Below are 13,714 nucleotides of genomic sequence, written 5' to 3'. Positions count from 1 at the left end.
ATAGTTATGGACTTAGATCAGAAGCCGAGCTATCAGTCTTTCAATGGATAGAAACTTGGTACAACAGAAGAAGAATGCACTCTACATTGGGGTATAAAACCATAGAAGAATTTGAAAACGAAATGTACAATCAACAAATAGCAGCATGACTCTTATCTAATTGTCCACTTTTTTGTTGCAAGTCCATTTATACGCCAGCACTATGAGCCTGGTAGTAGTTGCGAGTTTGACTGGGGCGAGGTAAAACTAACTATTAACGATAAGTTAACCCGTTTTCAATTAGCGGTATTCACATCAAGCTATAGTAATTATCGCTATGCACAGCTTTACAACAAGCAAGACACCATGGCTTTTATGGAATCTCATGTTGCCTTTTTCAATCACACCCAAGGATCGTTCAAAGAAATGGTTTATGATAATATGCGTGTAGCAGTATCTAAGTTTGTTGGTAAGTATCATAAAGAACCCACCCAAGCCTTATTAGATTTACGAGGGCACTACTTATTTAGCCATCGTTTTTGCAATGCAAGAAAAGGCAATGAAAAAGGCCATGTAGAGCGTAGTGTAGAATATATACGGCGTAAGGCCTTTGCAATACAAGATGGTTTCACCGATTTAGCATCGGCTCAAAGCCATTTACTGACTACTCTAGAGACCTTGAACAACACCAAGCAACAAGGTACCTCAAAAACAGCCATGGAGTTGTTTGAAAAAGAAAAAACACAGTTATTCCCCTGTTTAGGGGCACTAGAATGTGCAGAAGGTATGGAGCTTCGCACCGATAAATACGCCACTATATCTTATAAAGGTAATAGATACTCGGTACCCGAAACCTTGGTAGGTAAGTTTGTATGGGTAAAACGTTTTAGCAACCGTTTAGAAGTATACCACAAAGATACCTATCTGTTAGTGGCTACCCATGAGCTTCACAACGGCTCACATGGTTGGGTAATAAATATTGTCCATTACTTAGAAACCTTTAAAAGAAAACCAGGCGCACTACCCAATAGTGTAGCCCTTATTAGTGATGTGTATTTAAAAGAAATATACACCACTCATTTTGCAGCATCGCCCCGTGATTTTATAGCCTTGCTAACGTATTTGAAAACGCATCAGATAAAGAATGAAGCTTTAAAAGACACCTTAAAGAGGATTACAAGAATAGGTAAAAAAGTAACTGTGGAAGCTCTTAAGGCACTGCTAGGTAACACTCAAAATCCATTTACCGACAATGCCATAGTACTGGATAAAACCACCCAATTGGCCAAAGAACAATTAGCACAAATTAGTAAGCTATTAAATTAAAAACAAAAAAAATGAATACCACACAAGATATAGACAACCAAATAATAACCTATAGTAAAGAACTTAAACTCCCTGTGTTTAGACAAGATTTTAAGGAATTGGCACAAGAATCCGCCAAAACCCACGATACTTATGAAACCTACCTGAAAAGTTTAATGGAAAAACAATATGAAGAGCGCTTAGAAAACAGAAAAAAAGCACAGATACGCCAAGCATGCTTTCCATCAAAACTGTATTTAAGCGATTTACAAAGAGATCTTTTACCTGTTGATGCTAAGGATAAACTCCCAGAATTAGAACGTTTGGATTTTATAGAAAAGGGACAAAACATTGTACTTGCAGGTAACCCCGGCACAGGAAAAACACATCTCGCCATAGCCTTAGGTTTAAAAGCTTGTATGCAGGGGTACAAAGTGCTTTTTACCTCTACCCATAAACTGCTCACACAAATTAGGGAATCACACTCACAACGCATATTACGGCAAACAGAACTTCGCTTTGAAAAATACGATTTAGTAATCTGTGATGAATTTGGGTATGTCTCCTTTGATAAGTCGGGAGCAGAACTTCTGTTTAATCATCTATCACTGCGAACCGGGAGAAAAGCAACCATAATAACTACAAATTTAGGCTTTGATAGATGGGAAGAAATATTTGGAGACCCCATTTTAACAGCTGCTCTAGTAGATAGACTTACACATAAAGCACACTTAATCAACATGAATGGAGATTCCTTTCGATTAAGAGAAACCAAACAAATGAATAGTAAATGAAACCACTAAACAAAAAATATCGCCCCAGAATACGAGAACCAGGTCTTTCTAAGAAAGGGGATATCCCCTTTCTTAGAAAGACCTTTTTTATTTAATAAAATTGGTATACTTTTAAACTGAAGGACTGGTATACTTTTAAAGTGAAATATACATCATTTCCCAAAAACACTTTTCTGTTGCATTTATATCAACCGAAGCATCGTGTGCTTCGTCAAAATCAACTCCAAATAGTTTTATATGTAATTCTGACAATTTAGGCCATTTATATCCGTAATTTCCAGAAATTTTGCAATAATTAGTTGCAGATTTCATAGTGCATAATTTTCTTTTTCCTTCAAAGTTGCTATGAATTCTTTTTCTTAATAATTCCGCTCCAATAATTTTTTCATCAAAACTAATATTGTGTGCTACAATAAAATTTGATTTTTCTGCCAATTCATTAAATTTGGAAAGCACTTCTTCAAGATTTTGACCTTCGTTCATAGCCTTTTCTGTAGAGATTCCGTGAATTCTTGAAGATTCGATAGGAATACTAAAATTTTCGGGCTTAATAATGCAATCGTATGATTCAATTCGATTCCCTTCATTATCACATAAAATCCACGCAACTTGAATCATTCTTGGCCAATTATTTAAATCCGTCACAGGTGCTTTCCAATTTTTAGGTAGTCCTGTTGTTTCTGTGTCAAAAAATAGATACATATTTATTGTTTTCAATATTAATTTGAGTCGGTTTTTGCATTACCCACATCGACAGGGCTATGATCAGTGTCCTTTTTCAGGCTAATATGTTTTATATACGTTGAACTAATCCTCGTACCTCGGAAGCCTTTTCCGTTCCTGATAAAAATACATTAACTTGATGGTTTCACAAAAACCTTACTATTATGTATTTAAAAAAAAGAAAAAACTATTTTAGAAACGGCCTTAGATGAAGTATCTGCTAAAATCAACAAGTTGAAAGCAAAAAAAGATTCTGTACAGGGCGATGCTATATCAAAATATGAGGAATCTCTAAAAGAATTAGAGTCAAAAAAGACTGCCCTTGAGGGAAAATATACGGAACTGGAAAATACATCAGAAGAGAAATGGGATGAAGTGAAAAATGCGTTTTCACTAGCTTCTGAATCTTTTAAAGAAGGATGGAATAAAATAATTTCCTTGTTTTCAATTGTATTTTTCTTCGCCTCTTGTGGGTCGTTTGATAAAGAAAATAAAACAACGGGTGAAGACTTGAAGGAAGAAGTAAGTGATGTGCTTATATGTATTACAATGTACACTATTTAAAATGGTATAACTCATCTTTTACTTATTTGAATTTCAATTATTTGTAAATACTGACCTAGGTCATTTCGAAATATAGCTCGTGTTCGTAATTTTAGTATTAATAGCTATAGAAATGGAAACAATAATGGAAAAGAATATATTACCGCAATGCCTAGAATAGGAGACGAAGCTCCTAAATTTAAGGCAGTAACAACGCTAGGAGATATTAACTTTCTAGATGACTATGCAGGAAAATAAAACAATTAAACACATTTAAAATGAAAATAAAAACGATAGAAAAACTCATTCTTGCACTCAATAGATGTGAAATAGATAAGACCGAAAGCTGCCACCTAAATGTGATGAAAAACATACAGATACCGCTTAAAGAATGGGAGAGACATTTTATGTTCAGAGAAAATCGGCCGGGAATAGTAAGCCTTTTTTCAACTAAGCAGTATCAATTGATTTTGTCATGCTGGGAAAAAGGCCAGCAAGGTCCAATACATGATATTGATCCTGAAGAAGTATGGATACACCCAATATCCGGGCAGTTTATAGAAGAGCGGTATCGATTATCAACGGCAAAAAAGGAACTTGAACAAGTTAGTTCAATCCTGTTAAATTCTCAGAGTTATTCTTATATGCAAAAATCAAAAACTATTTACAGATATATCAATTCATATGAAAATCGCTCAGTGTGTTTGCATTTATATTCCGAACCAGTTGTGGACAGAAGAGAATATGATAAAAATACCGGATGCGTAAAATTAGTAGAACAACTATTTGATATGCAGGTCGATGAATATGAACATTTAAATAATTCGGTCCTTCAGAAAATTGAGAAAATAACATGTAAGTCAATGAACATTCAAAAATTACATCCCGTAGCCAATGAGGTTTCGGCTGTAGCTTTATTTAAAGGCGAAGAAGGAGTAACCAAAAACATACACTTATCAAAAGGTGCTGAATTATCGAAACACCAAAGTAAAACACCTGCTTTATTGATTTGCATAATTGGAGAAATTGTATTCCAAAATGAAAATGGTGTTAAAGAGACATTAAAACCAGGCGATTACTTAAATATAGAACCAGACGTTGAACATTGGATTAATAGTGCTATCGATAGCTATTTATTATTAATTAAATAAACAGATGATGAAATATTACAACTCAAAAGTAATTAGCGGAACTACCGTAGCAGCTATTCGCCCAAAGGTAGAAGAAGAACTAATAAAGGAAGGTTTTGGCGTGCTTACTGAAATTGACATACAAGCAACCATAAAAAATAAATTGGATAAAGATTATTTGCCCCACCTGATTTTAGGTGCATGTAATCCCAGTTATGCTGATACAGTAATTAGTATAGAACCAACCATAAGCACCATGTTGCCTTGTAATGTAACGCTACGTGAATTAGCAAATGGTGATGTTGAAATTGCTATTATTGACCCATCTGTTGCGATGGGTACTGTTGGAAACGTCGATTTAGAAATCCCTGCAAAAGAAGTTCAAGAAAAATTAATAAACGTTTTAAATAAGATTTAAACTTTTAATCATGGAACCACACTATTATAATGTAGATATAAATTAGGAAAACACTCGCAAAGGCATAATGTGTTCTCCTGAATTGAACAAGAAAAATGGTGTTTGTATTGAAGTTGCCACACCACCGGAATTTCCCAAAGGAATGTAAGGAATTTGGTCGCCTGAACATTTGTTAGTGGCTGCTGTTAGTAGTTGTTTAATGACTACTTTTTTAGCCATAGCCGATAATTCCACACTTAATTTCACAAGTTTCAGCTGTCAGGTAAATTGGAAATGGTTGAAGGTAAATTAATGTTGAGTGAAATCCTGCTTAAACCTACAGTTGTAATTCAAAATGAGATTTATACAAATAAGGCGATGCGCATTTTACAAAAAGCTGAAAATGCTTGTTTAATTTCCAATTCCATTAAGTCAAAAATCACTATGGAAATGATTATTGAGGTAAAACCCATCTTAATCGACCACGAATGAAAAAGCCACAAATTAATAATTACTTATAAAATCAAAAAAATGAAAACACAAAAAATATTTAGGTAGCTGGATGGATCATTCAACCCCAAATTTGATTGATTTAAGTACTACGAAAAATAGTCGTTCTATAATATCAAAATTCACTTTTAATACAAAAGAAGAAGCATTGAATAGAAGTGAAAACCTTATGTATAATAAACGGCAACAAATCCATGAAGGCTATTATAAAGAAGTTGCTGATGCCATTTTGAAATACAATCATGTGCTCTTATTTGGCCCAACAAATGCAAAAACAGAACTGCATAATTACCTGAATGCCAATTTACATTTTAAGGATGTAAAAATTGATATTGAATCAGCAGATAAGATGACGGATAATGAAAAAGATGCATTTGTTAAAAATCATTTTGAGAACATACATTAATGACATTATCTTCTTAGAGAATAGAATCTGAAAATGACCTCAATTAAAAAGTCGTCATAACAATAATCTGGATGAAAATAAAAGTAAATAGAAACCTAAAATTAAAATATGATTATTCAAATAAATACTGATAAGACAATAAGTGGGGATAAAAATATGCAAGAATACTTTAATTCTCAAGTTAAGGAATCTTTGGAAAGGTACCAATCACATATCACTAGAATAGAAGTTCATCTAAAAGACGAAAATGGGAAAAAGGACGGATTGAATGATATTTCGTGTCTGCTAGAAGCTAGACTTGAAGGCAGACAACCGATAGTTGCCACAAATCAAGCTGATAACATTGAGCTTGCGTTAACAGGTGCTCTTACTAAAATAGAAACTGCGATAGAAACCATTCTAGGACGAATTAAAAATAGCTAAAATCCACTTAAAATGAAACAAACAACTTATATAATATTAACAATTATCACACTAATATTTATTGTTGTATTCACGCTTCAAAATACCAGTGAAGTAAGTATTGCTATATTATTTTGGAACACTAAAACATCATTAGCTTTATTGATTTTTTCCTTATTCTCTTTAGGTATGATAATTGCAATTTTTATTCTAACACCAATAATTATTGCTCTTAAATCTACATTAAAAAAAGACAAAAAAATTATTTCTGAATTACAGTAAACCATTGGCGTAAATTCTGAAAAGGAAGTAGAAAATATATAATAGCCAGTAACAACAGGTGGTGTATAGTATTGATTTTCACTTGAATGTTTTTTTCCATGACCTAGGTCATTTCGGATGTTTCCATAGAGGGATATATTAATTTTATAAAAAATAGACATAAAGAACAACTATACAGAATTATTTGATTTTTTTATCAACTAACTCTGTGTTTAGGAGTCAGTAGAAGATTTCTTCATTTTATGCGAATGCAAAACCAAAAAACAATAGATAACACTTTAAACAAAACAATAATTATGACCATTTTACAAGAAGCAGCAGTATTTGAAAAAGCCAAAATGAGTCATATGACCACTAGTGATAGAGTGACAGCTTCAAGAGAAGCAAAACGACTTGTATTAGCAATCAACGAGATTTATAAGAAGACAAAAGATACAACCTTAATGGATGCAATGAAGCGGTTAACCGTTAAGAAAAAAAGAATTGACATTCGATTGAAAGGAAGACCTGATTCAGGAATTTGATAAACCAAATTTTGAAAAACCTAAGTGTTATTATGAATTGAATAATAATTCCTTAGGAAGCAACCAATCTGTCACAAACATTGAAAGTTCAATTATGGGTAGGTTTATTTATACCATGATTTTACCTTCTCACTCTTATTTTTCTTTATTTCCGAAAAGCGGCCTATATTGACCTAGGTCATTTCATGTAAAATACTCTTTTTCTATCTTTCCGTTTACAAAAACCACAATAAAGAAGTACACCTAAAACTTAGTTGAAAAATGGCATTGATAACAAAAAAGGAAATCGAGGAGTTGGAAGGTATCCATAGCGAAAGCTGCATTTCTATTTTCATACCCACGCATCGTGCAGGTGAAGAAGTATTGAAGGGAAAGGACATCCTATTACTAAAGAACCAATTGAAGGAAGTCAAAAGCAAGTTGGAACAAGAGGAAATGGGCCCTAGGGAAATTGACACCTTAATTGCACCCATTCAAGAACTTTTGGATGACAGCGAATTCTGGAGGCACCAATCTGACGGACTTGCGATTTTCCGTTCCGATAGTTTTTTAAAAAAATATACGCTTCCCGTTCATTTCAAGGCGTTCAATTATCTGGCGAACGGGTTTTACCTAAAACCCGTGCTTCCGATGTTTACGGGCGATGGAAATTTTTACGTTTTGGCCTTGGAACTGGAGAATGTAAGACTCTACGAGCAGACCAGACACAGTATTGTCGAGGTAGTCGTCGATGATTTGATTCCGTCACGTATGGAAGATCGCGTAGGCTATGATTATGAGCCGAAAAGCCTACAGTATAAAAGCGGGGCAGATGCTCAGGGCCGTGCGATGTATCACGGTCATGCAGAGGGAGACCGGAATCGCAAGAACGAAATAGCGCGATATTTCAGAGCGATCGATAAAGGATTAATGACCCTTTTGAAAGATGACAACAAGCCGATGATCGTTGCATCGCAAGACTATTTATTTTCGATATATAAAGATGAAAACAGTTACCAACATTTGTTGGACAATCCTATAAACTGCAATCTATCGGAGACCGATAAGTTACTCTTGCACGAAATGGCCTGGGAAAAAGTCGCTCCTATTTTTGATGAGGAACGTAAAGAAAAAGTTGAAACTTTTAGGCAATATGATAGTACTGGCAGAACTTCCTCTGAAATCGAGCACGTAGTGCTTGCAGCCTTGGACGGAAAAATAGACACGCTTTTCATTCAGAATAGCGCCGATATCTATGGTATTTACGATCCCGAAAAAAGATTTGTTCGGGTAGATGAAGACCTATTACCATCAAGTGTATCGCTATTGAACAAAGTGGCCATCAAAACCTTTTTGAATGGTGGGAAGGTGTATCTATTGGAAAAAGATGAAATGCCAAACCCGTATTCAAAGGTGAACGCATTATATCGGTATTAAACGACTATTTGAATAATAGGCATAGCATATTACCGGTTTTCATTGTTCAAATGATATTAACTAGAACTGGCTTAGTGCCTGTAAAGAAGTAAAAAAATAACAATCGATGAAAGTGATTATTCAATTTGTACAGACTGCCCAGAGAAAAGGGGTAGAAGAATTAGTTAAGCAAAAAGTAGATAATCTAGGTCAAAAATACGACTGGCTTATTGGGGCCGATGTTTTTTTTAAAGAAGAAAAAGATACTGATGGAAAGGGTAAAATATGTGAAATACGCTTGAGTTTGCCTGGTCCTAGAATATTCGCATCCTCTGACGAAGACAGCTTTGAAAACTCGGTCGCCGAGACAATTCGTGATTTGGAAGTCCAACTTGAAAAGAGAAAGGCTCAGATGAGCACCCATTGAAACCTAATATGAAACCGAAGATAAAATGAATACCTATAGCCTTATCCTTATCTTATTATTTTTGGGCATCTTAACCTCATGCCAACCTCCCGTAGTCTTTGGTGAGTCACAGCCTGCAAACACAAAACCGTTATCAGAGATACCCCGTGATTATCAAGGCATCTATTGGTGCAAGGTCGATAGCGCTTCGATGTTCATTGATGACCAAGCTTTTATCAAGCGAAAGGAATTCCTTATAAAAATGACCCGTTCTGAAATAGATTCTAGTAACGATTTTGAACTCCGCAACGGCAGGTTGTTCATAAAAGATTTGGAAACCGATTTTCCCGCCGATCAAAAAGATGATACCATCATTTCGAAGATCATTATACGCGATACCATTTTTGCGATGCGGGACGGACAGATTCTAAAGCCCTATAGAGGACATCTTATCTTGAATACCAAATTGGACGAAAATGCATGGGCAGTTTTGGTGGCTTCCCATAAAGGTGCCGGAAAGCTTTCCCTATCACGGGCCGAAATCCCTGAAAACCTCTCACAATTAGATGTTATCACTCCCGTAAAAATGCTAACAGAACGTGATGAAGAAGGAACACAAATCTACATTACCCCAACGGCGGAGCAATTTGGCCGTATTCTGAATGGGGGTCTGCTATTTGATTCCACCTGTTCCGAATTCGAACGGATTATTCCTTTGCAAGAGCATATCTATTAAAGTAACGTCAATTGAAATCTCAACAAAGGATACTGTATTTATGTGGGTTATATTGAAAACTACATACTGGTGTATAGTTTTGAATTACTTTCTAAAATTCATGAAGAAGAAGGGTATAATAAAAGCGAGATTCCAAAACTTTCCAGTAGTCTCACTAAAATTCTTCTTACAAACATTACGCTGAATGCCTTTAAGTTTACCGTTAGTATGGATATGAGTTGCTGAACAATGTGGACAAGTAACTGCTTTAATCTAATTACTGTCTTTTACTTGAGCATCCTGCAAAGACAACGGTAGTAATGAAGACACGATCTCTTGCTGCACAATCGTTGAACTACTAATGAAAAAATTTCTAAAGTCTGATGGAATCATAAAATATCATTTTAAACAAAAATAACACATATCTATATTAGAACTTAGCCTAAAGAATTTAATGAGCTTTAAGCAAATTTCTAAAATGTATTGACACTAATAAATTAAAACGTACCACCTGCGCGTTTTATAATTTGAGATAGAGCCAATGAACCTAATGCAAAAACAATGACCCAACCAATTTGTTCTAAACATAAGCTCGCTAAAAATAGTGCTTTTGCAACAGGTGGAATGTAATATGCACTTATAGTAATTAGTAACGATATTGCAATTGCAGACCAAACCCAAGGATTTTTTACGACTTCATTTTTAAAAAATGATATCTTCTTTTCAGCCATATTAAATACGTTTAACAACTGCGCTAATACCAATGTATAAAATGCCATATTGTTTATTACTTGGGCTGAAAACTCTAATACAAAATAAGAGTATGCCGTAATGCCTACAACAGCGGCAGTTATGCAAAGTCCGTAAATAATAGTAGAAAACCATAATTTTCGGCTCATTATAGGTTCGTTTGCTTTTCTGGGTGGTCGTTTCATAATATCCACTTCGCCTTTTCCCATTCCCAAGGCTAATGCAGGAAATATATCTGTTACAAGATTTAAAAATAATATTTGTAGTGGTAGCAAAGGTGCTGGTAAACCTAATAAAGCTGCTAAACCTACAGAAACCACTTCTGCCAAATTACAGGATAGCAGATACACTACAAACTGTCTTATATGGTCAAAAATGGCACGACCTTGACTTATTGCCAATTCCATAGCTGTGAATTTGTCATTTTTAAGAATAATATCTGCTGCTTCTCTTGCTGCTTGTGTGCCTCTAATTCCCATTGCGATACCAATATCTGCTTTTCGTAATGCAGGGATATCATTTATGCCATCGCCAAACATACCAACAACATTATCGTTTTCTTGGTAGAGTGCTATCAGTTTTAACTTTTGTTCTGGTGTTACTCTTGCAAAGACTGAAGCATCAAGTATTTTCGTTTCATTGGTATGGTGTTCGACTCCAAATTGTAAATTCTTTCCATGTATAATACTATTTGAAGCTGCGTTTTTGGATAACAAGCCTATTTCTTCTGCTATTTTTTTGGCAGTTCCAGGGTGATCGCCTGTCATCATTACCACTTTTATACCTGCTTCTTTGTAAACATTAATGGTTGCTTTTACATCTTCTCTTGCTGGATCTAAAAATCCAATAATACCTATAAAAGTTAATTCGGATAATAATTCGTCTTTATTTGGTTTTGTTTCGTGGTTGCTTAACGCAAAGGCTAATATTCTTAATCCTTGAGATGCTAACTCATTTTCACGTTTAATCCATTCTTTTTTATTCTTGAATTCTTTTGATTTGTTATCCTTTAAAATAGTCTTACAATGGGTTATGACACTTTCAAAAGCACCTTTTACATAAACCGTATAACCTTTAGCTTCATTTTTATTTAATGTTGCCATTAACTTACTAGAGGTATTAAACGGAATTTCTAATTTTTCTGGATTATTTTCTTTAATTTTTTTTGAATCAAATTTGAGTTTTTCAGCAAATTGAATAAGTGCCAATTCAATGCTGTCGCCTCGCAGTTCTTCAGCATTTAAAATAACATTGTTACACAAAATACTAGTCTTCAACATAGCATTAAAAGCTTCTGCTTGTTTTAAATCTTCAAAATAAATAGTGTCTTTGTTTTGTATTTCGCTTATTGCATCATCTTCAAAAACTAAGGTATGCACTTGCATTTTATCTTCGGTAAGCGTTCCTGTTTTATCTGTACAAATTATATTTGTAGCCCCCAAAGTTTCAACAGCTTCCATTTGTTTAATGATGACCTGTCGCTTGGATAGTTTCAGCATTCCTCTAGTCAAAGCGATGGTTGCTACAACGGGAAGTCCTTCTGGTATTGCTGCAACAGCTAATGCTACTGCTGTTTCTATAATTAAAAGCATATCCTGACCTCTTAAATATCCGGTAAAAATAATGAGGGTGGCAAAAATCAAGGTCAGCCAAATAAGCCATTTGCTTAATTCGTTTAGCTTTTTTTCTAATGGTGTGCGTTGTTCTACAACATCGCTTCCCATTTGTTGAATTTTACCCAGCTCCGTATGTAGTGCTGTGGTTACCACAATTACTTTTGCAGAACCTTGCTCTACGGTTGTTCCTTTAAATACCATGTTTTTTCTATCGGATAATATGGTGTTTTTAGGAAGCGTATTTAAGTCCTTATGTATGGCTCTACTTTCGCCAGTTAGTGAAGCTTCTTTAATGGCTAAATTCTCAATAGTAATAAGGCGAGCATCTGCAGAAACCACATCTCCAGCTTCTATCAAAACGATATCTCCAGGAACTAATAATGATGATTTTATGGTTTTAATTTTTCCGTCGCGCAAAACGGTACTTTCTGTGGTGCCCATTTTACGAAGTGCTTCTAAAGAACGAATACCCTGTAATTCCATTATAAAACCTATAATTACGGTAATTAAAATAACTGTAATTATAGCTAATGTTTCAGGTAAATCATCATTAAAAAAGAAGGTGAGGACTGCTGCGATAAAGAGAATAAAAATAATAGGGTCGTTACATTGGTCAACAAGGATTTTCCATTTTGTTTTAACTGCATTGACAGTTATTTCGTTTTTCCCGTGCTTTTTTATGCGTTGTTTTACCTCGTTTTCAGTTAAACCATAATTGATATTACTGTTTAATTTTTCTACAATAGTTGCTATGGAAAGCGCAAAAGGTTCTAACATAATCCTTAGAATTTTAATTATAACTACTAATTGATGAAAGATTAAAAACCCTCTTGCCAAATCCTTTAATTAATTTTTGGTAAGAGGGTAATTTAAAGACGAATAAAATAAAAATCACGCGTTATGCAATTTCAATTTTCTTTGGTTTACGTGCTTTAGCTTCTTCCTTTTTGGTAAGATTAAAACGAAGAATCTATATTTTAATTTTATCAAAGAACTTGCTTTCTTAATTATACTGAAATATACGCTCACTTATAAAGCTGTGAACTGACCTAGGTCACAGTCCGAGTGTTTAATTTTAAAAAAGAATCGTCCTAGCGAAATGAAGTAAAACAAAGCTCTTCTTCTTGCTATTTAAATTTAACATATTACAACAATAAAAATTGGTCTAAAAACAAAAACGGGAAGCCTATAAGACTTCCCGTTTTTTATGAAGATAGTATTATTTCTCAGTCAATTATATTTAGTCCAAAATTCTATCTCTAGTATCTCTTTATAAATAATTTTTAAAGGAAAAATGTCAATTACTTCATAATACCTCTTCTACTTTGCAGTGAACAGAGGTTATTTTTTAAGGAAATCGAAACATCGAAATGTTTCGATTTCCTTTGAAGATATCAAATGTATGTTAAGACTACTTGTAATTTTTTATCTCTATTCCTAGAAACATAAAACACAAGACTTAAAATACGTTTAGACAACTCCAAAATTCAATAGGTATCATTACCCAAGAATCTATATTTTAATTTTGTCAAAGAAAAAGAACTTGTTTTCTTAATTATACTGCAATATACACTCACTTTTAAAGCTGTCAACTGACCTAGGTCAGTTTAAGTGATTTTTAGAAAATAACTACAAAATTTAATTACTTGTGGTTGGTCGATACGCCAAAACAGGAATTATTATTAATAGTACCAATTAAGTAACCCTAAAAAAGAACATTCCTATCTACTACTATTTTAAATGGATTTAGGTTATTCCATTAGAACATTAGTATAGGATTTTGTGGTCGAACAACATATGATGTTTAAAACTGACTTGAAACTGACTATTTTTAATC

The 13,714-nt window shown here is 34.1% G+C and carries 16 protein-coding genes and 1 pseudogene; 14 read left to right on the top strand and 3 right to left on the bottom strand.

Going from position 1 to position 13,714, the window contains the following annotated elements:
• From ES765_RS18545 to istB, 3 genes and pseudogenes are all read left to right on the top strand, one after another.
• Positions 1–149: pseudogene (locus tag ES765_RS18545) on the top strand (IS3 family transposase); the annotation flags it as partial.
• Between the two features lie 196 nt (positions 150–345).
• Positions 346–1,305: a Mu transposase domain-containing protein gene (locus ES765_RS18540; RefSeq protein ID WP_249356583.1), complete on the top strand. Its 960-nt coding sequence runs from the start codon at positions 346–348 to the stop codon at positions 1,303–1,305.
• A gap of 11 nt (positions 1,306–1,316) precedes the next feature.
• A complete protein-coding gene (gene istB / locus ES765_RS18535) occupies positions 1,317–2,078 on the top strand; it encodes an IS21-like element helper ATPase IstB (protein WP_138115836.1) in 762 nt (253 codons plus the stop codon).
• A gap of 135 nt (positions 2,079–2,213) precedes the next feature.
• Here the strand turns inward: istB and ES765_RS18530 are convergent, their stop codons facing one another.
• The gene (locus ES765_RS18530; RefSeq protein WP_138115835.1) at positions 2,214–2,780 is read right to left on the bottom strand and encodes a 3'-5' exonuclease; all 567 of its coding nucleotides are present in this window, start codon (positions 2,778–2,780) and stop codon (positions 2,214–2,216) included.
• Between the two features lie 255 nt (positions 2,781–3,035).
• Between ES765_RS18530 and ES765_RS18525 the strand changes: the two genes are divergently transcribed.
• The 3 genes from ES765_RS18525 to ES765_RS18510 all read left to right on the top strand — a co-directional run bounded on the left by ES765_RS18525 (position 3,036) and on the right by ES765_RS18510 (position 4,892).
• Complete coding sequence (locus tag ES765_RS18525) at positions 3,036–3,365, top strand: hypothetical protein (RefSeq protein WP_138115834.1); 330 nt, start codon at positions 3,036–3,038, stop codon at positions 3,363–3,365.
• 257 nt (positions 3,366–3,622) lie between these two features.
• The gene (locus tag ES765_RS18515) at positions 3,623–4,495 is read left to right on the top strand and encodes a hypothetical protein (protein ID WP_138115833.1); all 873 of its coding nucleotides are present in this window, start codon (positions 3,623–3,625) and stop codon (positions 4,493–4,495) included.
• 4 nt (positions 4,496–4,499) lie between these two features.
• Complete coding sequence (locus ES765_RS18510; RefSeq protein ID WP_249356582.1) at positions 4,500–4,892, top strand: DUF302 domain-containing protein; 393 nt, start codon at positions 4,500–4,502, stop codon at positions 4,890–4,892.
• Positions 4,893–4,934: 42 nt separating this feature from the next.
• Here ES765_RS18510 and ES765_RS22450 read toward each other — a convergent pair whose 3' ends face one another.
• Complete coding sequence (locus ES765_RS22450) at positions 4,935–5,111, bottom strand: hypothetical protein (protein ID WP_249356585.1); 177 nt, start codon at positions 5,109–5,111, stop codon at positions 4,935–4,937.
• On the opposite strand from ES765_RS22450, the gene ES765_RS23000 reads away from it, so the two are divergent.
• The 8 genes from ES765_RS23000 (at position 5,092) to ES765_RS18470 (ending at position 9,532) form a co-directional block, all read left to right on the top strand.
• Positions 5,092–5,184, top strand: a complete 93-nt coding sequence (locus ES765_RS23000) for a hypothetical protein (protein WP_249356579.1) — start codon at positions 5,092–5,094, stop codon at positions 5,182–5,184. The genes ES765_RS22450 and ES765_RS23000 overlap by 20 nt on opposite strands.
• 249 nt (positions 5,185–5,433) lie before the next feature.
• A complete protein-coding gene (locus ES765_RS18500; protein ID WP_138115832.1) occupies positions 5,434–5,787 on the top strand; it encodes a hypothetical protein in 354 nt (117 codons plus the stop codon).
• A gap of 108 nt (positions 5,788–5,895) precedes the next feature.
• Positions 5,896–6,210, top strand: coding sequence for an HPF/RaiA family ribosome-associated protein (locus ES765_RS18495; protein WP_138115831.1), 315 nt, complete (start codon positions 5,896–5,898; stop codon positions 6,208–6,210).
• Positions 6,211–6,222: 12 nt separating this feature from the next.
• Complete coding sequence (locus ES765_RS18490; protein WP_138115830.1) at positions 6,223–6,471, top strand: lipopolysaccharide assembly protein LapA domain-containing protein; 249 nt, start codon at positions 6,223–6,225, stop codon at positions 6,469–6,471.
• 296 nt (positions 6,472–6,767) lie between these two features.
• Positions 6,768–6,995, top strand: a complete 228-nt coding sequence (locus ES765_RS18485; RefSeq protein WP_138115829.1) for a hypothetical protein — start codon at positions 6,768–6,770, stop codon at positions 6,993–6,995.
• Positions 6,996–7,256: 261 nt separating this feature from the next.
• The gene (locus tag ES765_RS18480; RefSeq protein WP_138115828.1) at positions 7,257–8,411 is read left to right on the top strand and encodes a hypothetical protein; all 1,155 of its coding nucleotides are present in this window, start codon (positions 7,257–7,259) and stop codon (positions 8,409–8,411) included.
• 106 nt (positions 8,412–8,517) lie between these two features.
• Positions 8,518–8,817: an HPF/RaiA family ribosome-associated protein gene (locus ES765_RS18475; protein WP_138115827.1), complete on the top strand. Its 300-nt coding sequence runs from the start codon at positions 8,518–8,520 to the stop codon at positions 8,815–8,817.
• A gap of 25 nt (positions 8,818–8,842) precedes the next feature.
• Positions 8,843–9,532 (top strand): hypothetical protein, encoded by a 690-nt coding sequence (locus ES765_RS18470; RefSeq protein WP_138115826.1) that lies wholly within the window; start codon positions 8,843–8,845, stop codon positions 9,530–9,532.
• Between the two features lie 476 nt (positions 9,533–10,008).
• Here the strand turns inward: ES765_RS18470 and ES765_RS18465 are convergent, their stop codons facing one another.
• Positions 10,009–12,654 carry a cation-translocating P-type ATPase gene (locus ES765_RS18465; protein ID WP_249356578.1) on the bottom strand — a complete coding sequence of 882 codons (2,646 nt, stop codon included), beginning with the start codon at positions 12,652–12,654 and terminating at the stop codon, positions 10,009–10,011.
• Between the last annotated feature and the right edge of the window lie 1,060 nt (positions 12,655–13,714).

Origin of the sequence: Maribacter sp. ACAM166 (assembly GCF_005771495.1) — a bacterium.
In the GTDB taxonomy this organism is placed as follows: Bacteria; Bacteroidota; Bacteroidia; order Flavobacteriales; family Flavobacteriaceae; genus Maribacter.
The sequence above is the reverse complement of the archived record's forward strand: the minus strand, read 5'-3'. Positions and strand labels throughout refer to the sequence as shown.

Bases quoted from the DNA above. Each gene is read 5' to 3' on its own strand.
- ES765_RS18540 (WP_249356583.1), top strand. From the start codon at position 346: ATGGCTTTTATGGAATCTCATGTTGCCTTTTTCAATCACACCCAAGGA.
- istB (WP_138115836.1), top strand. From the start codon at position 1,317: ATGAATACCACACAAGATATAGACAACCAAATAATAACCTATAGTAAA.
- ES765_RS18530 (WP_138115835.1), bottom strand. From the start codon at position 2,780: ATGTATCTATTTTTTGACACAGAAACAACAGGACTACCTAAAAATTGG.
- ES765_RS18515 (WP_138115833.1), top strand. From the start codon at position 3,623: ATGAAAATAAAAACGATAGAAAAACTCATTCTTGCACTCAATAGATGT.
- ES765_RS18510 (WP_249356582.1), top strand. From the start codon at position 4,500: ATGATGAAATATTACAACTCAAAAGTAATTAGCGGAACTACCGTAGCA.
- ES765_RS23000 (WP_249356579.1), top strand. From the start codon at position 5,092: ATGACTACTTTTTTAGCCATAGCCGATAATTCCACACTTAATTTCACA.
- ES765_RS22450 (WP_249356585.1), bottom strand. From the start codon at position 5,111: ATGGCTAAAAAAGTAGTCATTAAACAACTACTAACAGCAGCCACTAAC.
- ES765_RS18500 (WP_138115832.1), top strand. From the start codon at position 5,434: ATGGATCATTCAACCCCAAATTTGATTGATTTAAGTACTACGAAAAAT.
- ES765_RS18495 (WP_138115831.1), top strand. From the start codon at position 5,896: ATGATTATTCAAATAAATACTGATAAGACAATAAGTGGGGATAAAAAT.
- ES765_RS18490 (WP_138115830.1), top strand. From the start codon at position 6,223: ATGAAACAAACAACTTATATAATATTAACAATTATCACACTAATATTT.
- ES765_RS18485 (WP_138115829.1), top strand. From the start codon at position 6,768: ATGACCATTTTACAAGAAGCAGCAGTATTTGAAAAAGCCAAAATGAGT.
- ES765_RS18480 (WP_138115828.1), top strand. From the start codon at position 7,257: ATGGCATTGATAACAAAAAAGGAAATCGAGGAGTTGGAAGGTATCCAT.
- ES765_RS18475 (WP_138115827.1), top strand. From the start codon at position 8,518: ATGAAAGTGATTATTCAATTTGTACAGACTGCCCAGAGAAAAGGGGTA.
- ES765_RS18470 (WP_138115826.1), top strand. From the start codon at position 8,843: ATGAATACCTATAGCCTTATCCTTATCTTATTATTTTTGGGCATCTTA.
- ES765_RS18465 (WP_249356578.1), bottom strand. From the start codon at position 12,654: ATGTTAGAACCTTTTGCGCTTTCCATAGCAACTATTGTAGAAAAATTA.